This is a genomic window from Winogradskyella sp. UBA3174 (assembly GCF_002364335.1).
Classification (GTDB): domain Bacteria; phylum Bacteroidota; class Bacteroidia; order Flavobacteriales; family Flavobacteriaceae; genus Winogradskyella.
The window spans coordinates 25,548-49,460 of record NZ_DEXW01000025.1; the positions used below are offsets into that span (position 1 = coordinate 25,548).

Here is a 23,913-nt window from a genome sequence, read left to right on the forward strand (position 1 = left end):
TAATGAATCATTTACCTCTTATCATAAAACGAGAATACCTTACTAAGGTTAAGAATAAGTCATTTATTATAATGACGTTCTTAAGTCCGTTAATAATGATTGCGCTTATTGCTGTAGTATCCTATTTATCTCAGTTAAATAATGACAAAGAACGTACAATTTCTATATTAGATGAGTCTGGTTTTTTGTTTGATATTTTTGAGAATACTGAAAATACAGTATATACAAAACTCAATGGGTTAAGTCTAGAGGATGCTAAAAATTTAGTTAGGGAAAAAGAAGATTACGGTCTATTGTATATTGGTAAGTCAGATTCAATCGACGCTATTTCTGAAACTATAAAATTCTACTCAGAAGACTCACCATCGTTAACAGTCATTTCTGGCTTAGAGCGAAAAATAGAAAAGCGACTACGAGAAATGAAACTTCAGAAAGATGGAGTGACACTTGCGCAGATTGAAGCTTCTAAATCGAATATTGATATTGCACAAGAAAGTTTTGAAGGAGAGAAGAGTTCTAAAATAGACAACGTTGTAAAACTAGCATTTGGTGGAGCTGCAGGCTATTTATTATTTATGTTCATCATAATCTATGGTAACATGATAATGCGAAGTGTTATTGAAGAAAAAACAAGCAGAATTATAGAAGTTATTATTTCTTCTGTAAAACCTATTCAATTAATGATGGGTAAAATTATAGGAACCTCATTAGCTGGTATTACTCAATTTGTGATTTGGGTAATTTTAGGAGGTGTTTTACTAACTATTGTTACTGCAATTTTTGGAATTGATATGACGCAAGTCAATACGCCACAACAAGAGTTAGTTAACCAAGCTATTGAGGCAGAAGGCGCTCAAGCAATTGCAGAAAACTTAATCACAGCAATTAGTAATTTACCACTAGCTAATCTCGTTGTAGCTTTTATGTTTTTCTTTATTGGCGGTTATTTACTTTACAGTTCTCTCTACGCAGCAATTGGTGCCGCAGTAGATAATGAGACAGATACGCAACAATTTATGTTGCCAATTCTTATGCCTTTAATTTTAGCAGTTTATGTTGGTGTATTTACGGTTATAGAAGATCCTCATGGAACAGTGTCAACCGTATTTTCTTTTATTCCATTTACGTCACCAGTAGTAATGTTAATGCGTATACCTTTTGGTGTTCCATTATGGCAGCAAGGCTTATCACTAGTATTACTCATTGGTACATTTATTTTAGCGGTTTGGTTTGCGGCTAAAATATACAGAGTTGGTATTTTAATGTACGGTAAAAAGCCTACATATAAAGAACTCTTTAAATGGTTGAAATATTAATTGATGATTCAAGGTTTAGATCATATTGAACAAACTATTACTGAAAGTGATGCTTGGGAATCTATTAAAGGTTTTTTAAGTCAAAACATGACTTTTGGTAAGGATATCAATATCTCAATTTTTGATATTTTAGTTATAATTACCGTAATTTTTATTACGACAGTCATATTAAGAATACTATTAAAACTCATAACAAGAAATCTTCCAAAACAAGAAAAGACGAAGTTTAATGTTGTTTATGGCTATTTTAGGTGGCTCATTTACATTATTATACTACTAATTACTTTACACAATGTTGGAGTAAATGTTACCGCTGTCTTTGCAGCTTCTGCAGCGCTTTTAATTGGTATTGGTTTGGCGCTTCAAACTTTGTTTCAAGATATTATTTCTGGGATTTTTATTTTAGTCGATCAAACTGTTCATGTTGGTGATATTATTGAACTAGAAGGCAAAGTTGGCCGTGTTGAAGAAATTAAATTAAGAACCACAAGAGCCGTAACTATAGATAATAAAGTGTTGGTGATCCCTAATCATCTATACTTAACTAATAGTTTGTATAATTGGACGCAAAATGGAAGTACAACTAGGGAATTCGTAACTGTAGGTGTGGCTTATGGAAGCGATGTGCAATTGGTTAAAAAATTACTACTTCAGGCAGCAAGAACAAATGAAGATGTTATATCAAGTCCAGAACCTAATGTAATTTTTACAGAATTTGGTGATAGTTCTCTAGATTTTAAATTGATATTTACTATCGGAGATAGTTTTAAAGCTCAATTCCCAAAAAGTGATATTCGTTTTGAGATAGATCGTCTTTTTAGAGAAAATAATATTTCGATTCCTTTTCCTCAGCGCGATATTCATATCATTCAAAAATAAGATATATGTTTTTACGCTTTTTAAAATGTCATACTATCTTAACTTTTGGTTTGTTGTTTTCTTTTCATTTTGCAGAGGCACAACTCACAGATTTAGCACGTTTGGAGTATTCTTTTATTCCTAAAACTAAATCCGAAGATCAGTACACGCGCATAAGGGCATTAATTAATTATCCTATCGAATTAAAAAAGGATAATTATCTTGTGATAGGAGCAGAATATAATAGGATTATACTAAATCTTGAAGAAGATTACCCCTTTGATAGATCGCTGTTAGAAACTATAACTGTTATAGATTTAAATATAGCTTACACATTTAAAACCAGTGAGTTTTGGCGATTTGGACTTAAAGTTAATCCTAGAATCGCATCTACCTTAACAGAGAGAATCACAGGTGATGATTTATTTTTGAATGGTGGTGTTTTTGCAATTAATGATAGAAGAGATGATGAATCTGCTAATAAACCTTACCAACTAATCTTAGGTTTAACTTATAATACCACAGCTGGTATACCATTTCCTTTACCATTTGTTAGTTATTTTAGACAGGTTAATGATAAATTGTCTTTTAGCGCTGGTATACCAAAATCTAATATTAAATATTATTTTAGTAAAAACAATATGCTGCAGACCTTTGTAGGGTTAGATGGTTATTTCGCTAACTTACAGAATTCGCAACAAGTTAATGGTCAGAGTGTAGATAATATCTCATTATCTATTGCAGTTGGTGGTTTAGGGTATGAATATTTTTTAACAAAAAATTTAGTCTTATATGCGTATCTTGGATACACTTTTAGACTTAATAATGTGTTAAGAAACGATGATAGAGAAAATATCTTCGAATTAGATAATATAAATTCTTTTTATATGAGATCAGGAATAAAATTTAAAATATAGAGATGCCAAAAATATTAATAATTGAGGATGAAGCGGCAATTCGCCGAGTATTAGTAAAAATCCTTTCAGAAGAAAACGATACCTATCAAGTTGAAGAAGCGGAAGACGGTTTGGTAGGTATCGAGAAAATAAAGAAAGACGATTATGATTTAGTATTATGTGATATTAAAATGCCTAAAATGGATGGTGTTGAGGTATTAGAAGCTGCTAAAAAAATTAAGCCAGAGATACCAATGGTAATGATTTCTGGTCATGGCGATTTAGATACGGCTGTAAATACGATGCGTTTAGGTGCGTTTGATTATATCTCTAAACCACCAGATTTAAATAGGTTATTAAACACGGTTCGCATTGCTCTAGATAGAAAAGAACTTGTAGTAGAAAATAAAATGCTAAAAAAGAAAGTTAGCAAAAACTACGAAATGATTGGTAAGAGTGCTGATATTGATCGTGTAAAAGATATGATAGATAAGGTCGCTCCAACTGATGCACGCGTCTTAATTACAGGACCTAATGGCACAGGAAAAGAACTTGTAGCACATTGGTTACACCAAAAAAGCGAACGTTTTAAAGGGCCAATGATAGAGGTGAATTGTGCAGCAATTCCAAGTGAATTAATTGAGAGTGAATTATTTGGACACGTTAAGGGAGCATTTACATCTGCAGCAAAAGATAGAGCTGGTAAGTTCGAAGCGGCTAATGGTGGTACTATTTTCTTAGATGAAATTGGTGATATGAGTTTATCTGCCCAGGCCAAAGTATTACGTGCATTGCAAGAAAGTCGCATTCAACGTGTTGGAAGTGACAAGGATATTAAAGTCAATGTTAGAGTAGTCGCTGCAACAAATAAGAACCTTAAAAAGGAGATTGAATACGGTAATTTCAGAGAAGATTTATACCATAGACTTGCTGTTATTCTTATTGAAGTACCAGCCTTAAATGACAGACGCGAAGATATTCCATTGTTAATAGAATATTTTGCTAATAAGATCTCTAGCCAACAAGGCACAGCAAAAAAATCATTCTCTCATAAAGCCATAAAATTACTTCAGAATTATGATTGGACAGGCAATATTAGAGAGTTGCGTAATGTCGTTGAACGCCTAATTATATTAGGAGGTAAGGATGTTAGCGAAAGTGATGTAAAAGCTTTTGCTTCAAAATAAATTTAAAATAGTATGAAGGATATTAATAGCCATGATTTTAAAATCTCTTCACAAATCAAAATAAAAGATTTGCCAACTCTATTAGATTTGGACGAAGACAAAAAAACGATTCAAAAAGCACTTAGGGGAGTTAGTGAAGATTTAGCAGATATACAGAATGCTATGTATGCTCATGGTAAATATTCTGTTTTAATGTGTATTCAAGGGATGGATACTGCAGGAAAGGATAGTTTAATTCGCGAAGTTTTTAAAGAATTTAATGTTAGAGGTATTGTAGCACACAGCTTTAAAAAACCTACGCATATTGAATTAAAACAAGACTATTTATGGAGGCATTATGTTGCGTTACCAGCACGAGGTAAATTTGGTATTTTTAATAGAACGCATTACGAAAATGTACTAGTAACACGTGTACACCCTAAATATTTAATGTATGAGAATATGCCAGATATTAAGAGTGTAGAAGATGTTACAGATGCTTTTTGGGATAAACGCTTTGAAGAAATAAATAATTTTGAAAAGCATATTGCTAACAATGGCACCATCATCTTTAAATTCTTTTTGAATATTTCAAAAGACGAACAGAAAAATCGGTTATTAAGACGCCTAAATAAACAAGAAAAAAACTGGAAATTTTCACCAGACGATTTAAAAGAACGTAAACTATGGGATGATTATCAGAACTGCTATGAAGATGTTTTAAACAGAACTTCTAAAGCAGATGCACCATGGTTTAATATTCCTGCAGATGATAAGTCTACGGCTCGCTATCTTGTTGCTAAGATTTTATACGATACGTTAAAAACCTATACAGATATTAAAGAACCTGACCTGCCTGCTAAGGAGAAAGCAAATATTGATTTATACAAACAACAATTAAAAAATGAAGATTAAAGTATTTACCTTAATTCTATGTGTTGTTTTTTCATTTGGCTTTACGCAGACAGATGAAAAAGCTTTAAAAGACATTTACAAAACGTCGCTAACAAATGGTAAAAGTTATGATTGGTTAGAGCATTTATCTAATGCTATTGGTGGTCGTTTGTCGGGTTCTAAAAATGCGGAACTTGCTGTTCAATATACAAAAGCTGAACTTGAAAAATTAGGATTAGATAAAGTTTGGTTGCAACCTGTTATGGTACCTAAATGGGAACGTGGAGAAAAAGAAATGGCTTATATAGAAAGTTCTGGGTCTATAACTAAAGTTAATATTTGTGCCTTAGGTGGTTCAATTGCAACAGGTGAAGACGGCATTAAAGCACAAGTTATAGAAGTAAAAGATTTTAAAGAATTAGAAGGTTTAGGAAAAGCAAAGGTTAAAGGTAAAATAGTATTTTACAACAGGCCAATGCAGGCGGATTTAATAAGCACGTTTGATGCATATGGTGGTTGTGTAAATCAACGCTACGCTGGCGCAATGGAAGCTAGTAAATATGGAGCGACTGGAGTTATTGTGCGTTCTATGAATTTACGAGATGATGATTATCCACATACAGGGAGTATGAGCTATGGTGATTTGCTAGTATCACAGCGCATTCCATCTGCTGCAATAAGCACAAATGATGCAAATCTATTGAGTGACGCATTAAAACAAGATACTAATCTTCAGTTTTACTTTAAACAAAGTTGTAAGCAATTTGAAGACGTACAATCGTATAATGTTATTGGCGAAATTACAGGGAGTGAATTCCCTGACGAATATATCATTGTTGGTGGTCACTTAGATTCTTGGGACTTAGGTGATGGTGCTCATGATGATGGTGCTGGAGTTGTTCAATCTATGGACGTATTACGATTACTAAAAGAAAGTGGAATTATACCAAAACGAAGTCTACGGGTCGTTTTATTTATGAACGAAGAAAATGGTTTACGAGGTGCAACCGAATATGCCAGAGTAGCGAAAGAAAAAAATGAGAATCATATTTTTGCTTTAGAAAGTGATGCTGGTGGTTTTACGCCAAGAGGTTTTTCGTTTGCAACTAATGATACTAATTTTAATCAAATATTGGGTTGGAAAGCTTTATTTAAACCTTATTTAATTCATTATTTTGAAAAAGGAGGAAGTGGAGCAGATGTAGGTCCTTTAAAGTCTGAAACAAATGTTTTAGCAGGATTAAGACCAGATTCACAGCGTTATTTTGATCACCATCATGCGGCTAATGATACATTTGAACATGTTAATAAACGTGAGTTAGAATTGGGTGCGGCAACAATGACAAGTTTGGTTTATTTGTTTGATAAATACGGTGTGAATCCAGTTCCAAATTCAAATAAAATTAAAGATTAAATCATGAGATTATTAAGTGTTATATTATTTGCTTTTAGTACTCAATTTAGCTTTTCTCAAGAGGATCAAAAATTACCTTATTATGAAGTGCCAGAATATGCGAAAGAGTTTACTGCTGGTACAATGGCAGCACGTATGCTAGATGCTTTAGGTTTTCGATTTTATTGGGCATCAGAAGGGTTAGCTGAAAAAGATTTAGCTTATAAGGCTAATGATGATGGAAGAACATCGCAAGAGACTATAAAACATATTTATGATTTGTCTAAAATTATAGTTAATTCTACACTTAAAAAACCAAATTCAAGAGACGAAAAAGAAGAATTGACTTATGAAGTTATGAGATCTTCCACTTTGAACAACCTCAAAACTGCTGCTGATATTCTTAGAGAAAGTAATGATATTTCTCAATTCAAAATTATTTTTGGAGAACAAGAAATTCCATTTTGGAATCAGATTAATGGCCCAATTGCAGATGCTATTTGGCACTGCGGACAATTAGTCATTTACAGAAGAACAACAGAAAACCCAATGAACCCTAAAGTGAATCATTTTACAGGGAAAGTGCGAGATTAAGCTGATTTAGTTTTCTCTAATTAAGACGCTGAAAAATCAAAAGCATTTGTGCTTTATATGTATATTGTTTTAGTTTAAGCATTTTATAGAAATTTAGTATAGTAATGAGAATAAAATATATTATTTGCTTTCTATTTTTTTTAAGCCTGTCTTTAACAGAGGCTCAAGGAGGAGAAGAATATTTATGTAGAGTTATTGATATTGAAAATAAGTATCCTATTTCCTACGCAACTATTCAATTCGAAAATGTTGATAATGGAGTTATAGCTGATGAAGAGGGTAATTTTAGATTACCAATATCTTACAATAAAAAAGGTAATTCAATTATAATATCTTCAATTGGTTATGAAACGCTTAAAGTAAAAGTTGAAACCTTAGATTTTAAAATAATCAATATTTTATATTTAAAATCTAAAGTTGAAGAGTTAAGCGCTGTCCTTATAAAAGCAAGTTCAGGTGGTCCAAAACTATCAGAACAGACAATAATTAAAAATGCTATTGGTAAGATACCAACCAACTATCCAAACTCACCTCATTCTTATGTTAGTTATTACAGAGACTACCAACTCGTAAATAACACCTACTTTAATCTTAACGAGGCTATCTTAGAAAGTTTTGATGCTGGTTTTAACACTAACAAACTACGTTTTTATGATAATAGAACTGCGATATACTCTTATGACTTGAATAAGGATTTCTTTCAAGATACATTGCTGTTAAATAGTATTTATGGAAAATCAAAATTATTAGATACTAATAATGCTGCGAAATTAGGGACTGATATACAAAATGAATTAGGTATTCTTAACATACATAATCCGATTAGAAATTATAATGTAAACACATTCTCTTTTATATATGTCTTTAGAGACGATTTTGTATTTAACCATAATTTTAAATTAGTTAAAATTCAATATATAGAGGATACGCCACTTTACGAAATAGAATTTATTTCTAAACCAAATCCTAACTCTAGATATATGGGAGCTGGCAAAATTTATATTTCTAAAGGGGATTTTGCAATTTATAAGTTAGAATATAAGGTGTTTAGTAATAACGATTATGTTTCTAATAGGTCTAAGGATAATGTCTTTGTTAATATGTCAAAGGATGCTACTTACAGAAATAACGCGACATTATTTGAAGTTAATTTAGAATACAAACCAATAGGTGATAAGATGTATCTTAATTATATGACATTTAATAATCGATTTATTATTAAAGAACCTAATCCTTTTAAGGTTGAAGAGTTTAACTTCAATCCAAATGATGAGTCCTTTTATATCACTTTTAATAAACCAGTTGATGCTAGTACAATTAAAAGAAAAAGTAACTTTAAGCTACGTTATAACAATAATAAATTAATTATAAAAAACATTGATTTAGTAGAGTCTAATATGGTTAAGGTTACTGTCATAGATTGGTCTGCGGGTATTTCAGAAGACCCTAAAAATGTAACGTTAACTGATTTTACTTATAAAATTAAGAAAATAAAAGACCTATCTGGTGCTATAATAAATAAGGCGTCTAAACTTATAGGTTACCAGTTTAGAGAAATATTTACGCAAGAGGTCTTTAAAGACAAGCAACCCAATGATGATTTAATTTTCGTTAATAAAACTTTACCGATGTCTAAAACTAGGGTAAATAAAGTAAATTTTGATATTAAAAAATACACAATAAACTCACCTTTAAAGAAGACAAAAAATAATTAACTTACTCTTATCTATGTGTAAAGAAAAGCGTAAAAAAAATATACTAAAGCACAAAAGTTTTTATTGTTTGTATAATTCTTAATATTAATATTAAGAATTACTTAAATCATTCTTTTCATCAGTATCATTCTTTTCATCAGTATCATCTTCATTTTTCATCTTAATATACCGCGTTACCAACCTAACTCCTAATCTCGCGAAAAGGATAATGGCAAATACCATAACTAAATCTAATCCTGTCATTATTTTATTTTAATTTCCTTTTGCTGGTTGTAGAAATTTTGGTTTTTTTATTTCTTTTTTAATGCCTAATTGCTTCATTAATTCTTCAACAGCTCTTTCGAGTTGTGGATCAGTTCCATTAGATAATGCTTTCGCGTCTTGTCTAACTTTAATATCTGGAGCAACTCCTATATTTTCAGCAATCCATTTGTTGTTTATTGGGTCAAACACAGCATTATCTGGGGCAGTTAAGCTTCCGCCATCTATTAAAGCATAATGTGTTGATGATTTTACTAAACCTCCCCAAGTTGTCATTCCAATTAGTTTCCCAGCGTTTTGCTGTCTAAATACCCAAGGAAAAAAGTCACCACCAGAACCAGCAAGTTCATTAATCAATAACACTTTCGGTCCTAATATTCCTGCCGGAAGTTTCATAGGTTTTCCATTAGGAACTTCATTTGTTAAACCTGCTCTTAGACTACGTGTCATTAAATCGACCATATAATCGTCTAATAAACCACCACCATTAAAGCGCTCATCAATAACAGCTCCTTCTTTATCTTGTTGTGCAAAATAGTAACGGTTAAATGATACAAAGCCAGGACCACCAGTATTAGGAACCCAAATATAACCTAGGCGACCATTTGAAAGTTTATCAACTAATTTGCGATTATCTTCAACCCAAGTACGTTGTCTTATAGAGTTTTCGCTTCGTATTGGTTCTACAATCTCTGTCCAATGCCCTTTAAATTCAGGTTTATCATTAATATGAAGAATGGTTTGTTTACCAGAGGTGCCATCTAAATATTTATAAAAATTTTCATCAGCTTTTACTTTATTGCCATTAATGCCAACAATATAATAGCCTTCTTTAATATTTAAACCAGGAGCGTCTAAAGGACCTGTTAATCCAGGATTCCAATTTTCTGTAGTGTAAATACGTTCAATTTGCCAGTGACCATCATTTGGTGTAATATCTGCACCTAGTAAACCCGTTATTGTGCGTTCCACATCAGGATAATCTCCACCACGTACAAAGCTATGTCCAACGGATAATTCACCATTAACTTGATCTAAAATATAGGTTAAATCAGCTCTGTGTTTAATAAAAGGAACCAAAGGAGCATAACGTTTATAAACGACTTTCCAATCGCGACCGTGCATATTTGGGTCGTAAAAATAGTCGCGCTCATAACGCCAAGCTTCTTCAAACATTTGCTCCCATTCCGCAGAACGGTCTAATTTCATTTGAAGATTTACCTTAAGACCTTTTGCACCTTTAGCATTAGGTCCACTGGTTTTAATAACTTTCCAACTACCATTTAAACGCGCTAACATGTGTTTTCCATTAGACGTTACAGAAACTGAGTTTGCTCCAGAAGTAAATTCTTTACTTTCTTGGTCTTCGAGACTAAATTTATGAAGCGTAGCACCTCTTCCGTTTGGCGTGTATTCAGAAATAAAGATAGAGCCTTTTGGACCAGCAATTATATAACCATAGTTTCTTGATGGCATAGGTAATGCCAATGTGCGTCTTCCAATACCTTCAAAATCTATATGCATTGTTTCCGCTTTATCTTCTTTTTTTTCTTTAGAGTCTTTGTCTTCTTTTTTGTCATCATTTTTTTCCTCGTCTTCTTCTTCTTCTTCTTCTTTTACGTCTTCTTTTACGTCTTCTTCATCACTTTTTGGTTTAAAAGGCGAATCATCATTAGCATCTAGATTGACAACATAAGCAGAGTAGGAAGGGTCAGCAGTCATTGAACTTGTATTAGCCCAACCTGAACCTAGAGCGACTTCCGTACTTGCCAAAAAGTAAAGTTGTTTTTTATTTAAGTCCCAAGCAGGAGAGAAAGAATCTGCAAAAGGATCTGTAAGTGGTTTTGAAATATCCTTTTCTATGGAATAGATATAAATTTGTCTAAAGTTATTAGAAGCAGATTTTTCATAGGCAATCCATTTGCTATCTGGCGACCATTTTAATTCGATACTTCCACGTTCTAAATTATTGCCACCAATATCAAAGGTTTTAACTTTTTTGGTTTCTAAGTTTACATAACGCAAACGTACATCATCATCTACAAAAGCAATATGTTTGCCATCTGGTGACCAACTTGGACTCCAACCTAATTTAGATTTTCCTATTGAAATTGCTTCAGGTTCAGACAATCCATCTTGTGATGATAGCATTAAAGCATACCCTTTTCTGTCAGCATCAGAAAACCAAGCGATTCTATCTCCTTTTGGTGACCAAATCGGTCTCCTATCTGCTGTGCCAGACGTTTCGGTAATATTTCTAGAATCTCCAAATTCAACAGGAACCGTAAATATATCTCCACGAGATTGCATAATAGCACGTTTGCCGTTTGGAGAGAGTGATGCAGAACGTGTAGAGTTGGAGACATCTTCCCATTTTGTTTCTGTCCAAGGAAAATCTCCAACCACATTAATATTCAATTGTGTTGATTTACCAGTTGAAATAGTTATAGTATGCAAAAATCCATCACGCTCATAAGTTAAAGTATCATTATGACCATTTAGCCATTTAATATCAGAGCCTTTAAATTTTGTAATTTGTTCAAGTACTTTAGAAGCAGGATTAAAAGACCAAATGTTAGCCACTAAATCGCGATCAGACAAAAAATAAATTTTATCTCTAAGCCACATAGGTTGAATATCCGTTGTGTTTTCATGAGGTAGTAAAACTTCATTCTGACTTTCTAAATCTAATATAATAAGCGGTGTGTTTTGTCCACCTCTATAAGCACGCCATTCTATATCCCAACGATCCATTTTATCAACAATCATTTGTTTTCCGTTTGGTGAATACGAACCGTCGTGACTCCATTGTTTGGTTAACAATGTAGGTGCGCCACCTTCAATAGAAATTGTGTAAAGTCTGTTATATGGTCGTGGTGCTGTGTCTCTATCACTTGCAAATAATATGTGCTTTCCGTCATTTGTCCACCCTCTAACTGTAGATCCACTCGGATGCCATGTTAAACGTTTTGGTTCTCCACCATTTTTTGAAACGATATAAACATTGTTTCTTCCCGCTCTGTTAGAACTAAATGCAATCCAATTGCCATCAGGTGAAAAGTAAGGATTAGATTCACTGGCTGCGGTAGAGGTGATGCGCTTGGCTTCTTGAGAATTTAATTCTGAAACCCAAAGATCACTACCATAAGCATATGTAATGTGGGTCGCACTTATATCTGGTTGACGTAGTAACCTAGTGCCTTGTGCGAACGAAATTAAACTTGAGAATAGAAATAAAATAAAAAAACAAATTGTAAAATGATTTTTTTTGATAAAATTTTTCATGCTAGGATGGTAAAATGAGTTGGATTAAGATTGATGTCATAAAATTACAAATAACTAAGCCACCATTTGTCTTTATTGTTGGCTTTATACGTCATATATTTTTTGCAAATAGGATATAAAAGCAAAACAATAGCAATCCACACTAGATATACAGTAAATAATGAATAGCCATAGCCTTGTAATTTACCAGAAACAAAAGTTTCATTATCTAGTATCATGAGTTTCCAATCTTTTCTAGTAAGCAATAACCCTATTATAGCTCCTATATGAATTATCAAGACGTGCAATATGTAATAAAAGAAAGGCACACGTCCGAAGACTAGCAAGAAGTTAGTAGCTGCGTTTTTAATACTTTCAATAAAGTATAAAAATAAAAGTACAGGCCCCAAAGTGATAAGAATATATACCAATGAAGGCGGATATTTTGTGACATTAAAGAATGAAATTATCGTTTTTTCTTTTGTTTCTTGATATGCCCATGGACTTAAATCACCATAAAAATTAAACCCTCTCATTGTAAAGAATAAGACTGTAGCCGATATGCCTATGTATAAAAGCCATTTTTTCCTAAAGGTGACAGAAGCATCTTTTTTATAGAATTCACCAAAGCAATAGCCTAGTAGGATAACACCAATCCAAGGTAATAAAGGATAGGAAAACCTTAAAAAATGACCTTGACCTATACTAACCCCTTGAGCTTGATGAAACATATACCAAAGTATCGACCCCAAACTATCACCTTGTTTTATGATGCCGTCTAAAGCGTTATGCCCAAAAATAATAAGTAATCCTAAAAAGAGTATAATTCGCTTAGGTAGATAAATAATTAAGCCTAGAACTAGCATACATACTCCTATAGCCCAAATCACTTGAAGTTGAATAAAGCCGTAGTTAACATCGAACCACCAAATAAAGTTATTGATTATAATTTCCACAAAAACAAGCCATAATCCACGTGAGATTAAAAATTTTGAAAGCTGTCCTTTGGGTTTGTTTTGTCCATATAAAAATGCAGATGTACCAGCAAGAAATACAAATACAGGCGCACAATAATGCGTAATAAATCGTGTGCCGAAAAGGATAATATTTGTAGTTTCTAAATTTTCAGGGTAATTATCAGAAAAGGCATTGATATGAAAGTAATCTCTAACATGATCTAGAGCCATAATAACCATGACGAGACCTCTTAGAATATCTATAGATTCTATTCTTTTTGATTTGATTGGTGGCATTTTCCTTTTTTAGTTAAGAATTGATAGAAGTTTAAAAATATAAAAAAGCGTTACCAACTAAGTAACGCTTTTTTATATTTAATAAAGAGATGTCTATTTTAGTCAGTTTTAGACATGTCATCACTTTTGTCATATATATATCCCCATGAATTATCAAGAGAATTCCTGAATTTTGTACGCATTTCTTCGGTTTTCTTTTTACCATGCACATTCTCGTAAATCTGCCAAACACCGTCCATATCTTTGTCTAAATCAGCATATTTATCAAATGTCCAAGCCACCATGTAATCTGCTGATTCAGTAGAGCCTCCAACTACAGAATACCAATAAGCACGCTCGTCACCTTCTGCTTTCTTAATTTCACCAGAAATAGCTTTTATTACAGACATAAAATCTACTGTATTTTTTACTCTAAAATAAGTAACCCAAACTTTATCCTTTGGTTCTGTGGAATCGTTGCTGATGTCTGGCATAGTCTCAGTAATCATATAATTTGTTTCTTTTATATGAGGTAAAACAAAATCTGGAAATAAGTTACGGCACTTGTTCCTTGCTTCATCATTTTCATCATCCATTTCTGCCCAATTTTCCATCATATCTGTAACAGCATAAACTGTATTGGTCCCCTGAACTTGTCTCCAAAAATTCCATTTTGCATCACCGCTATTGTCAGAGTAGCATTTATTGTACATTTTTACACCTTCAACAAATTGAGCCTCATGTCCAATTTTTACTTCAATGTGAGTTACATTGTTAATGCTGCTTGAGTCGTCTTGCCCCATCAGAAAGAAGGGTACAATAAGAAGTAAAAAACCTAGTTTTTTCATAATGTATTGATTTAGTTAATTAATATTAATAGCTAACCAATAACATATGCAACTAATAGACTTAAGAAATAGTAAACTTTCTACTGTAATTAATTCGTAACTAATTGGTTATTATAAAGGTAAGAAATTTTATGACATAACTTGGAGAAATCTAACGCTTTAGGTTTTTAGAGCGTAATCTCTAATTGATTATGTAATATATCATCAAAAGTCTCACGTTTTCTTATAAGATGAGCTTTACCTTTGTGGACTAATACTTCAGCAGGTCTGTACCGCGAATTATAATTGCTAGTCATAGAATAACAATAGGCTCCAGCATTTTTAAAGCATAGAATATCGTCTTCGTTTATTTCAGAAATACGTCTATTATTTGCAAATGTGTCTGTTTCACAGATGTAGCCAACCACTGAGTAAAAACGTTCACACCCTTTTGGGTTTGAGATATTCTCTATTTCGTGCTGAGAACCATATAGCATTGGTCGTATTAAATGATTGAAACCAGAATCTATCTGAGCAAAAACGGTTGATGTTGTTTGTTTCACCACATTTACTTTAGCTAAAAATACTCCAGCTTCGCTAACTAAAAATTTACCGGGCTCAAAAGCTAAGGTTAAATCTTTGCCATAGGCTTTACAAAACTCATTAAAACGCGTTGATAGTTTATCGCCTAATTCTTTAATATTAGTTTCAATGTCACCTATTTTATAAGGTACTTTAAATCCTGAACCAAAATCTATAAATTCTAGATTTTTAAAATTCTTAGCGGTTTCGAATAGAATTTCACTGGCATATAAAAAGACATCAATATCTAAAATATCACTACCTGTGTGCATGTGAATACCGTTGATATTCATTTTTGTGTTTTCTACAATACGTAATAAAAGTGGAATTTGATGAATTGAAATTCCGAATTTACTATCTATATGTCCAACAGAAATATTGGTATTTCCACCAGCCATAACATGCGGATTAATACGAATGCAAACTGGTACTTTTGGGTGTTTAGTACCAAATTGTTCTAGAATTGAAAGGTTGTCTATATTAATTTGTACGTCTAGTTTAGCTGCCTTTTCAATCTCCTCGAGTGATACTCCATTTGGTGTAAAAATAATATCCTCTGGTTTAAAGCCAGCTTTTAAACCTAATTGTACTTCTTGTATAGAAACAGTATCTAAACCAGAACCAAGCGAGTTAAATAATTTTAAAACAGAAATATTAGAGAGTGCTTTAACTGCATAATTCAGCTTCAGCTTTTTCACTTTGCTAAATGCATTTGTTAGTCGTTTGTATTGACTAACAATAGTTTCAGCATCATAAACGTAAATAGGACTTCCAAAGTCTTTCGCAATCTTTAATAAGGTATTATGTTTCATTGGTTATAAATCTTAATATGTATAGAGCATCAAAAATATATGTAAGTCGAATTAAAAACATAAAAATTAAAAAATTGTACTAATTTAGCACAAAATGTTAAATAATTAACAAATTGAAAACAATAGCCTCTTGTGTTCAGGAAATAATAATGTCTAGTCCTTTTTTAGAGGAAGGCTTATCACGACAAATCATTAATTTTTCTGCTTTAGCAAAAGATTTAAATCAGCCTATTTCTGAAATGCTTCGGAAACCCGTCAAAGATGGAGCAATTATGATGGCATTACGACGCCAACAAAACCCTTTGAATCTTGATAATTCTATTCGTTTAAAAAAGGTTTTTAAAAATTTGGGTGATATTACAGTACGTTCAAATTTAAGCGACTTTACATTTCAGAACTCTAATACATTGATAAATAGTCATACTCAAGTTTTAGAAAAAATGAGTAGTAATCATCAGATTTTTTATGCGTTTACACGTGGTATGTTTGAGAGTAATATTATTATATCTACTTCGGAAAAAGGAAGCATCTTAAACGCATTTAAAAATGAAACTCAAATTGGGTTACAAGATAAATTGTGTGCCATTAGTATCTACTTACCAAAAGGAAACTCAAAAATAGCTGGTTTATACTACCAAATTTTTAAACGTTTGGCTTGGGAAAAAATCACATTATATGAGGTTGTTTCTACAACCAATGAGTTTACTTTGGTCGTAGAGGACTACTTAGTAGATAAAGCGTTTTCAGTAATTAAGCGTTTAAAAGATTAAAATATTTTACAGCAATAAAAATGATAAATAGTACTTATTATTTCTTTAAATATTAAGAGTTTAAATCAATAATGAAAACTATTGGCAAAAACGCTTAACTATCGTATTTTTGCTCAACGAAATAAATTTCTGATAAAAATGAATTTACACGAATATCAAGGAAAAGAATTATTAAGCAGTTTTGGAGTACGTATTCAACGCGGAATCGTTGTTCAAAGTGCTAAAGAAGCTGTAGATGCAGCAAAGCAATTAACTGCTGAGACAGGAACAGGTTGGCATGTTATTAAAGCTCAGGTTCATGCAGGTGGACGTGGAAAAGGTGGAGGCGTTAAATTGGCTAAAAACCTAAATGAAGTTGAAGAAATTGCAGGAAAAATAATAGGTATGGATTTGGTAACACCTCAAACTTCAGCAGAAGGGAAACGTGTCCATCAAGTTTTAGTTGCCGAAGATGTTTATTATCCAGGAAAAAATGAGCCACAAGAATATTATATGTCTGTGTTATTAAATCGTGGAACAGGTAGAAATATGATTGTATATTCTACAGAAGGTGGAATGGACATTGAAACAGTTGCAGAAGAAACCCCAGAGTTAATACACAATGAAGAAATTGATGCATCAACTGGTATTTTACCTTTTCAAGCGCGTCGTATAGCCTTTAATTTAGGTTTATCTGGTACAGCTTTTAAAGAAATGACAAAATTTGTTACCGCTTTATATACCGCTTATGTTAAATCTGATGCCTCTTTATTTGAAATCAATCCGGTTTTAAAGACAAGTGACGATTTGATTATGGCAGTAGATGCTAAAGTTACTTTAGACGCTAACGCTTTATACAGACACAGAGATTTAGCACAATTACGTGATTTACGTGAAGAAAATCCAATTGAAGTTGAAGCAGGCGCTTTAGGTTTAAACTATGTGGACTTAGAAGGAAACGTTGGTTGTATGGTAAATGGCGCTGGTTTAGCAATGGCAACTATGGATTTAATAAAGCAAGCAGGTGGTGAGCCAGCAAACTTTTTAGATGTAGGTGGTACAGCAGATGCTGCTAGAGTAGAAGCAGCCTTTGGTATTATATTAAAAGATCCTGCTGTAAAAGCCATATTAATAAATATTTTTGGTGGTATTGTAAGATGTGATCGTGTTGCACAAGGTGTTATTGATGCTTATAAGAACATGGGTAATATTTCTGTGCCAATTATTGTGCGTTTGCAAGGAACTAATGCAGACATCGCTAAAGAATTAATTGATAATTCTGGTTTAGATGTAATGAGTGCAACAGAATTTCAAGAAGCTGCAGATAAAGTACAGGCAGTCCTTTCTTAATATTTAACATTAGTGTTAAATATTTGATAACCAATGTTAAACAGTGTTAAGAACTGTAACTGCTTTAGTAATTAGGCGTCTATTAAGTATCAATCTTATAAAAACAAATAATTATGAAAACATTAAAAATGTTAGTACTAGTCGTAGCGATTACGTTTAGTAGTGAACTCACAGCAAGTACAAACCCGATCGAAAAAGCTGAACCAGCTTCAATCACTGAAACTGTTGGAGAACTATTGAAAAATCCTGATTTTCAATTGGACAAAGAAGTCAATGCCATGGTTGCTATTTTCATAAATCAAAATGATGAAATTGTGGTATTATCAGTGGATACTGATAACAAATCAGTAGAAAAGTACATTAAGAGTCGTTTAAACTATCAGAAGATATCTAAGACAGCTAGTGGCGATACTAAGTCGTTTAAGATTCCTGTAAAGATGACTAAATCGAATTGAGGAGTTTAGGTTTTATTTTAAAGAGCAACGTTAATCGTTGCTCTTTTTTTGTTTGTTTGTATTTGGTTTTTCACCTTTCTTAGGTAAAGGACCTCTTAGGTGAATAATTAAGGCATTTAAGAAATTTCTTAGAACCTGATCTCCACATTCCATAAATTTTGGATGGTCTTCATTTCTAAACATAGCATTGAGTTCACTTTTAGAAATTCTAAAATCAACCAAGGTTAAAATCTTTACGATATCATCATCTCTTAGCTTGTGCGCAACTCTTAGTTTCTTAAATATGTCATTATTAGTCATAGTAATTTTATTTAATGGCTCTTATTAAGAGAATTTATTTGTTATTAAAAGATGTTATGGCAAGCTGATTTAAAGTTAACTGATTTATGTTTTGTAAAATTTCTCAAATAAAAGCAGTTTACTAGAGCTTATTTTAATTATATCAAATTCTGAAATCAGTTAAAGCGCATGTTTGAGAGGTTAATTGTTAGAAAAACAAGATGTAGTGCTCTTAAAGGTACTTCAGTCTTTAATTACAGCCACTGTACTGACATGACCAACGCTAAAAAATTCCGATAAAATACATTTAATTTTTCGACAAGATACAAGATATCAACGACAATAAAATAATGTATCTCTGTAACTTTACATTATAAATAATTCCCTTTAATAATGATTAACCGTGCTGAAAAATTGAGCTTATTATCAGAAATGATTGCTTTCGCTCAAACAGATGAAAATATAAAGACTATTGAATATAAATTTTTATTCAGTATCGCTAAACAACTAGATATATCTAAAGAAGATTTTGAATATCTATTTATGCACCCTGTTAATTATGTGCATTTAAAAACACATAGTGAACGTATTGTACAATTTCACAGACTTGTACTTTTAATGAACTTGGATCATAAAGTCGCACCTAAACAGTTGGTTAAAATTCACAACTTTGGTTTACGAATGGGTTTAAGTCACGAGTCTATTAATCGTGTGTTAGATTTAATGGATAGTTTTCCTAATAAAATAGTGCCACCAGATTTTCTGATTGATATCTTTAAGGTGCAATATAATTAGTAGTCAATGCTCAATATGTAGGTAAGTGATTTTAGATTTTAACTTCTAGACTTAGTAAGGAACAAGTTCAACTACTTCACTTTCAATCCTTCTAATTTACCCTGATAAGCCGTAATTTCATCTCTAAAACGTGCCGCTTCCATAAAGTCTAATGCTTTTGCAGCTTGCTCCATATTCTTACGCTTTTCTCTAATTTTCTTTTCTAATTCACCTTTTGTTAGATATTCGCTTTCTGGTTCTGCCGCTATTTTAGCATCAAGTTCGGTTCTATAAGTACTCACAGAATTTTTTGATAATGCACTGTTTAAACTCTTATTTAATGCTGTAGGTACAAGGTTATGTTTTGTATTATAGGCAATTTGTTTTTCGCGACGATACTCAGTATCATCAATAGTTTGTTTCATGCTCCTTGTAATTTTATCAGCATACATTATAGCTTTACCATTTAAGTTTCTTGCAGCTCTACCAACAGTTTGCGTTAAAGAACGGTTAGAACGCAGGAAACCTTCTTTATCTGCATCTAATATGGCAACTAAAGAAACTTCCGGCAGATCTAATCCTTCACGAAGTAAATTAACTCCCACTAAAACATCAAAAACACCTTTACGTAAATCTTGCATTATTTCTACACGTTCCAACGTATCAACATCACTATGGATATAGCGACAGCGAATAGAAATACGCGTTAAATATTTTGTCAACTCTTCAGCCATACGTTTGGTTAATGTTGTAACCAAAGTACGTTCGTCTTTTTCCACACGATCTTGAATTTCTTCTATTAAATCGTCAATTTGGTTTAAACTTGGCCTTACTTCAATAATGGGATCTAATAAGCCTGTTGGGCGAATCACTTGCTCCACAAAAATACCGTCAGTTTTTTGCATTTCGTAATCTGCAGGTGTGGCACTTACATAAATCACTTGGTTTTGTAGTGCTTCAAATTCTTCAAATTTTAAAGGTCTATTGTCCATAGCAGCTGGTAGGCGAAAACCATAATCTACCAAGTTTATTTTTCGACTTCTATCCCCTCCATACATGGCATGTACTTGCGAAATTGTAACATGACTTTCATCTACTACCATCAAATAATCATCAGGAAAATAATCGAGTAAACAGAAAGGTCTCGTTCCTGGTGCTCTGCCATCTAAGTATCTCGAATAGTTTTCAATTCCAGAACAATAGCCTAGCTCTCGGATCATCTCTAAATCGAATTCCGTGCGTTCTTTTAAACGTTTGGCTTCAAGGTGTTTTTCAATACCTTTAAAATAATCGTGTTGTTTTACTAAATCATCTTGAATATCTTTTAGGGCTCCATTCAAAACATCAGGTGATGTGACAAACATATTTGCAGGATAGATATTTAGGCGGTCGTAACGCTCAATAATTTCATTTGTTCTCGCATCAAAGGCTTCAATTTCTTCAATTTCATCACCAAAAAAGTGAATTCGGAATGCATTATCTGAATAGCCAGGAAATACATCTACCGTATCTCCTTTAATTCTGAAGTTTCCATTTTTAAATTCAGCTTCTGTACGCGAGTATAAACTCTGCACTAACTTATGCAATAATGCGGTACGCGAAATAATTTGATCGCGTTCTACTGAAATCACATTTTTTTGAAACTCAACAGGATTTCCAATACCGTATAAACAGGATACAGAAGCGACAACAATAACATCGCGACGACCAGACAATAAGGAAGAAGTAGTGCTTAATCGCATCTTCTCAATTTCCTCATTAATAGATAGATCCTTTTCTATATAAACACCAGAAACTGGGATGTAAGCTTCGGGTTGGTAATAATCGTAATAGGATACGAAATATTCAACTGCATTTTCAGGAAAAAATTGTTTGAACTCAGAGTATAGTTGTGCTGCTAACGTTTTGTTATGAGCTAAAACAAGGGTTGGCTTTTGTACTTCTTCAATAACATTAGCAACGGTAAATGTCTTACCAGAGCCAGTTACACCTAAAAGTGTTTGGTACTTTTCTTTATTTTCAATACCACTCGCTAATTGCTTTATAGCTTGGGGTTGGTCTCCTGTAGGCTTAAATTCTGATTCAATTTTAAAACGCATAAAACAAAGTTACGAATAAGATTAGCAGAAATCAATTAACGTCGCAACGCAAAATGACCAGTGTACGTTTTGCCGTCTAAAAATTTAGCGACATACCAATAATCATCACTTGGTAAGTTGTTTCCGTTTAATGTGCCGTCCCAACCACCACTTAAAGTAGTTTGCTCAGTTATGAGTTTACCATAGCGATTAAATATTTGAACGGTTTCTATTAAATTGAATTGTGTGCTCGTACCAATAACACGCCATGTTTCATTTTCCGTATCTCCATTTGGAGTAAAGAATTTTGGAAAACCTAACACGGAAATTGTTTCTTCAACGATACCACAACCATTTCTGTCTCTAACATAAACCGTGTGCAAACCCTCAGAAACATTTGTGAATGTATTACTCTCTTGGTAGAAGCCACTAATTTCATCTAAAGCATAATCATAAAAACCAGCGCCAGAAACGCTAACGGTCACAGTGTTATTTGGATCAATACCTTCAACTGTAATACCATCTATTGTGGCTGTTTCAGAGGTGTTTACAGTAATAGTTCTACTAGAAGTACAGCCATTTGGGTCTATTACTGAAACCGTGTAAGTGCCTACTTCGTTAACTTCATTAAAAGAAGTTGTAACGTTTGTTAGGGTTCCATTAAAAGACCACTCATAAAAATAATTACTTGGTGAGTCATTAAGAACTCCACCAAAAAGCGTGATGGTTTCTGGGAATGTATTTATACAATAAAACACAGATTCATCAGCCTGTAAAACAGGGGTGTAAAGCACAACTAAATTTACTATAGAAATACCAAAACACTGATTATTGTTATTTATTTTGACAAATATTGTTTGAGAGTCCGCAGTAATATTTTCATAACTATTTGGTAAAGCGTTTGTGCCATTTAATGCATCTGTTTCTGTTTCATAATAGGTAACATCTGCATTAGTTGGTATTTGACTGAGAATTGAACCTTCAATATCTGGTAAATTGAATATTCCAAAGCCATCAAGATCAGATTCATTACAACCTCCTAAATCTGGAATTGTTATACTATTATTTGAAGTTTGTAATTCTAACTGTACAACAATACTACAATCAGCTTGGTTTATAATACGCACAAAAACAGTTTGAAAGGGATCGGTGTTTTCAAAATTAGTGGCCGTAGTTATGGGGTTTATATTTGCTAATGCATCTGCTTCCGTGATGAAAAAATTAGCGACTGCTGATAAACCATTATTAGGTGTTAAATCGCTTTCCGCTTCAAAAAGATTATAGGTTGTTATTCCATCTTGGTTACTATCACATTCAATTAAAATAGAATCTTGGCCTACAGGGAGTGGAGCGTATTCAATATCTACATCTCCGAAAGATATACAAGTGTTATTTAGTCCCACTTCTACAGTATAAGTGCCTGCTTCTGTAACAGTATATATACCACAATTAATGCAGCCAGTAGGAGTAGATTGTACTAAAACACCGTCTCTAAACCAATCGTAAGATGGCGAGCCAGATTCATTTACAACTAAGTCTAAAGTTTCTCCTTCGCAGAGAGAATTTTCTGTTATAATAAGTCTATTTGGACCCAAGTCTGTTGATAACTGAAAGCTGCCAGCTTCTAAAAATACAGCAGAATCAAATCTAAAGTTTTGCTCATCTGCAATTACCAATTTCACATGGTATGTTTGATTTGGTATAACCGTTGCTCTAGCTGTTAAGACAGCAGTTTGTCCATTAAAATTTATAGGTGAATTAACACCATTATAAGAACCGAAATACGTTTCGTTTTGTGGAGGACAAGATCCAGGAACACCAGGAGTAACTGTAGTTGCTTTTACAGGTATATTAGTGTCTGGAACTAGCGCTATATTTTCATACGGAGTCTGTGCCGTGGCAGGTCTGATTAAAAACCCAAATAAATCTGAAAACTGACAACTATTTGGATTGTTTTCTTGGTATTCTTCTGAAGCAAAAAGATAACGAAAGCTTATTTGAGTTGCTACGGAAGTAAAATCAAATTCTAGTATAGTAGCGTTAATTGTATTAGTTTCATCTAAAGCTATTTCTAAATCTTCATCACCTATCCAACCTGTTGCATTATCATCGCTAAGGGTATTGTTAGGTCCAGGAACATTTGCTAATCTTCCTGTGCTTAAAACAACTCCACTTTGAAACGGAAACGTTGTACCTGTTGCATCAAAAAAGCCATAACTTTGATCAGCTCCATTAAAATCACCTCCAACCACATTTGTAACTGTAATATTTGTTATACAATCACTATCAATAAGTATGTCTTCTATAAGTTGTTGTGGAGTAAGGGTTTGGCTATCTACAAAAATATTCTGTGAATATGTAAATAGTGAAAGTAATAAGGCAGATAATGCTAATATTTGCTTCATTTATGATTTTAGA

At 32.8% G+C, this 23,913-nt stretch carries 20 protein-coding genes; 12 read left to right on the top strand and 8 right to left on the bottom strand.

Annotated features, from left to right (window positions below; all coding sequences use genetic code 11):
- Positions 1–2: 2 nt before the first annotated feature.
- The 8 genes from B2U95_RS02595 (at position 3) to B2U95_RS02630 (ending at position 8,832) form a co-directional block, all read left to right on the top strand.
- Positions 3–1,316: an ABC transporter permease gene (locus B2U95_RS02595; protein WP_296312409.1), complete on the top strand. Its 1,314-nt coding sequence runs from the start codon at positions 3–5 to the stop codon at positions 1,314–1,316.
- Between the two features lie 3 nt (positions 1,317–1,319).
- Positions 1,320–2,195 carry a mechanosensitive ion channel family protein gene (locus B2U95_RS02600; RefSeq protein ID WP_296312412.1) on the top strand — a complete coding sequence of 292 codons (876 nt, stop codon included), beginning with the start codon at positions 1,320–1,322 and terminating at the stop codon, positions 2,193–2,195.
- 5 nt (positions 2,196–2,200) lie between these two features.
- Positions 2,201–3,091 carry a DUF6268 family outer membrane beta-barrel protein gene (locus B2U95_RS02605; RefSeq protein ID WP_296312415.1) on the top strand — a complete coding sequence of 297 codons (891 nt, stop codon included), beginning with the start codon at positions 2,201–2,203 and terminating at the stop codon, positions 3,089–3,091.
- A gap of 2 nt (positions 3,092–3,093) precedes the next feature.
- Positions 3,094–4,257, top strand: coding sequence for a sigma-54-dependent transcriptional regulator (locus B2U95_RS02610; protein ID WP_296312418.1), 1,164 nt, complete (start codon positions 3,094–3,096; stop codon positions 4,255–4,257).
- A 12-nt stretch (positions 4,258–4,269) separates the two neighbouring features.
- The gene (locus B2U95_RS02615) at positions 4,270–5,151 is read left to right on the top strand and encodes a PPK2 family polyphosphate kinase (protein WP_296312422.1); all 882 of its coding nucleotides are present in this window, start codon (positions 4,270–4,272) and stop codon (positions 5,149–5,151) included.
- Positions 5,141–6,544 carry a M28 family peptidase gene (locus B2U95_RS02620; protein ID WP_296312424.1) on the top strand — a complete coding sequence of 468 codons (1,404 nt, stop codon included), beginning with the start codon at positions 5,141–5,143 and terminating at the stop codon, positions 6,542–6,544. The genes B2U95_RS02615 and B2U95_RS02620 overlap by 11 nt, the downstream gene beginning before the upstream one ends.
- Positions 6,545–6,547: 3 nt before the next feature.
- Complete coding sequence (locus tag B2U95_RS02625; RefSeq protein WP_296312427.1) at positions 6,548–7,117, top strand: hypothetical protein; 570 nt, start codon at positions 6,548–6,550, stop codon at positions 7,115–7,117.
- A 104-nt stretch (positions 7,118–7,221) separates the two neighbouring features.
- On the top strand, positions 7,222–8,832 hold the full coding sequence (locus B2U95_RS02630; RefSeq protein WP_296312429.1) for a carboxypeptidase-like regulatory domain-containing protein: 1,611 nt from the start codon (positions 7,222–7,224) through the stop codon (positions 8,830–8,832).
- Between the two features lie 90 nt (positions 8,833–8,922).
- On the opposite strand, the gene B2U95_RS02635 is transcribed toward B2U95_RS02630, so the two are convergent.
- The 5 genes from B2U95_RS02635 to lysA all read right to left on the bottom strand — a co-directional run bounded on the left by B2U95_RS02635 (position 8,923) and on the right by lysA (position 15,810).
- Positions 8,923–9,075 carry a hypothetical protein gene (locus B2U95_RS02635; protein ID WP_296312431.1) on the bottom strand — a complete coding sequence of 51 codons (153 nt, stop codon included), beginning with the start codon at positions 9,073–9,075 and terminating at the stop codon, positions 8,923–8,925.
- A gap of 9 nt (positions 9,076–9,084) precedes the next feature.
- Positions 9,085–12,378 carry a S41 family peptidase gene (locus tag B2U95_RS02640; protein WP_296312434.1) on the bottom strand — a complete coding sequence of 1,098 codons (3,294 nt, stop codon included), beginning with the start codon at positions 12,376–12,378 and terminating at the stop codon, positions 9,085–9,087.
- A gap of 44 nt (positions 12,379–12,422) precedes the next feature.
- A complete protein-coding gene (locus B2U95_RS02645) occupies positions 12,423–13,610 on the bottom strand; it encodes a DUF1624 domain-containing protein (RefSeq protein ID WP_296312436.1) in 1,188 nt (395 codons plus the stop codon).
- A gap of 98 nt (positions 13,611–13,708) precedes the next feature.
- Positions 13,709–14,437: a hypothetical protein gene (locus tag B2U95_RS02650; RefSeq protein ID WP_296312438.1), complete on the bottom strand. Its 729-nt coding sequence runs from the start codon at positions 14,435–14,437 to the stop codon at positions 13,709–13,711.
- Positions 14,438–14,604: 167 nt separating this feature from the next.
- Positions 14,605–15,810, bottom strand: coding sequence for a diaminopimelate decarboxylase (lysA, locus tag B2U95_RS02655; protein WP_296312441.1), 1,206 nt, complete (start codon positions 15,808–15,810; stop codon positions 14,605–14,607).
- Between the two features lie 113 nt (positions 15,811–15,923).
- Between lysA and B2U95_RS02660 the strand changes: the two genes are divergently transcribed.
- The 3 genes from B2U95_RS02660 (at position 15,924) to B2U95_RS02670 (ending at position 18,364) form a co-directional block, all read left to right on the top strand.
- Positions 15,924–16,580, top strand: coding sequence for a hypothetical protein (locus B2U95_RS02660; RefSeq protein ID WP_296312445.1), 657 nt, complete (start codon positions 15,924–15,926; stop codon positions 16,578–16,580).
- A 138-nt stretch (positions 16,581–16,718) separates the two neighbouring features.
- Positions 16,719–17,909, top strand: a complete 1,191-nt coding sequence (sucC, locus tag B2U95_RS02665; RefSeq protein ID WP_296312448.1) for an ADP-forming succinate--CoA ligase subunit beta — start codon at positions 16,719–16,721, stop codon at positions 17,907–17,909.
- A 128-nt stretch (positions 17,910–18,037) separates the two neighbouring features.
- Positions 18,038–18,364 (top strand): hypothetical protein, encoded by a 327-nt coding sequence (locus B2U95_RS02670; protein ID WP_296312451.1) that lies wholly within the window; start codon positions 18,038–18,040, stop codon positions 18,362–18,364.
- Between the two features lie 30 nt (positions 18,365–18,394).
- Here the strand turns inward: B2U95_RS02670 and B2U95_RS02675 are convergent, their stop codons facing one another.
- A complete protein-coding gene (locus tag B2U95_RS02675) occupies positions 18,395–18,664 on the bottom strand; it encodes a DUF1456 family protein (RefSeq protein ID WP_414727657.1) in 270 nt (89 codons plus the stop codon).
- A gap of 372 nt (positions 18,665–19,036) precedes the next feature.
- Here B2U95_RS02675 and B2U95_RS02680 point away from each other — a divergent pair, with 372 nt between their 5' ends.
- A complete protein-coding gene (locus B2U95_RS02680) occupies positions 19,037–19,438 on the top strand; it encodes a TerB family tellurite resistance protein (RefSeq protein WP_296312455.1) in 402 nt (133 codons plus the stop codon).
- A 71-nt stretch (positions 19,439–19,509) separates the two neighbouring features.
- Here the strand turns inward: B2U95_RS02680 and uvrB are convergent, their stop codons facing one another.
- A complete protein-coding gene (gene uvrB, locus B2U95_RS02685) occupies positions 19,510–21,516 on the bottom strand; it encodes an excinuclease ABC subunit UvrB (RefSeq protein WP_296312460.1) in 2,007 nt (668 codons plus the stop codon).
- 35 nt (positions 21,517–21,551) lie between these two features.
- Positions 21,552–23,900, bottom strand: a complete 2,349-nt coding sequence (locus tag B2U95_RS02690; RefSeq protein WP_296312464.1) for a T9SS type B sorting domain-containing protein — start codon at positions 23,898–23,900, stop codon at positions 21,552–21,554.
- Positions 23,901–23,913 lie beyond the last annotated feature (13 nt).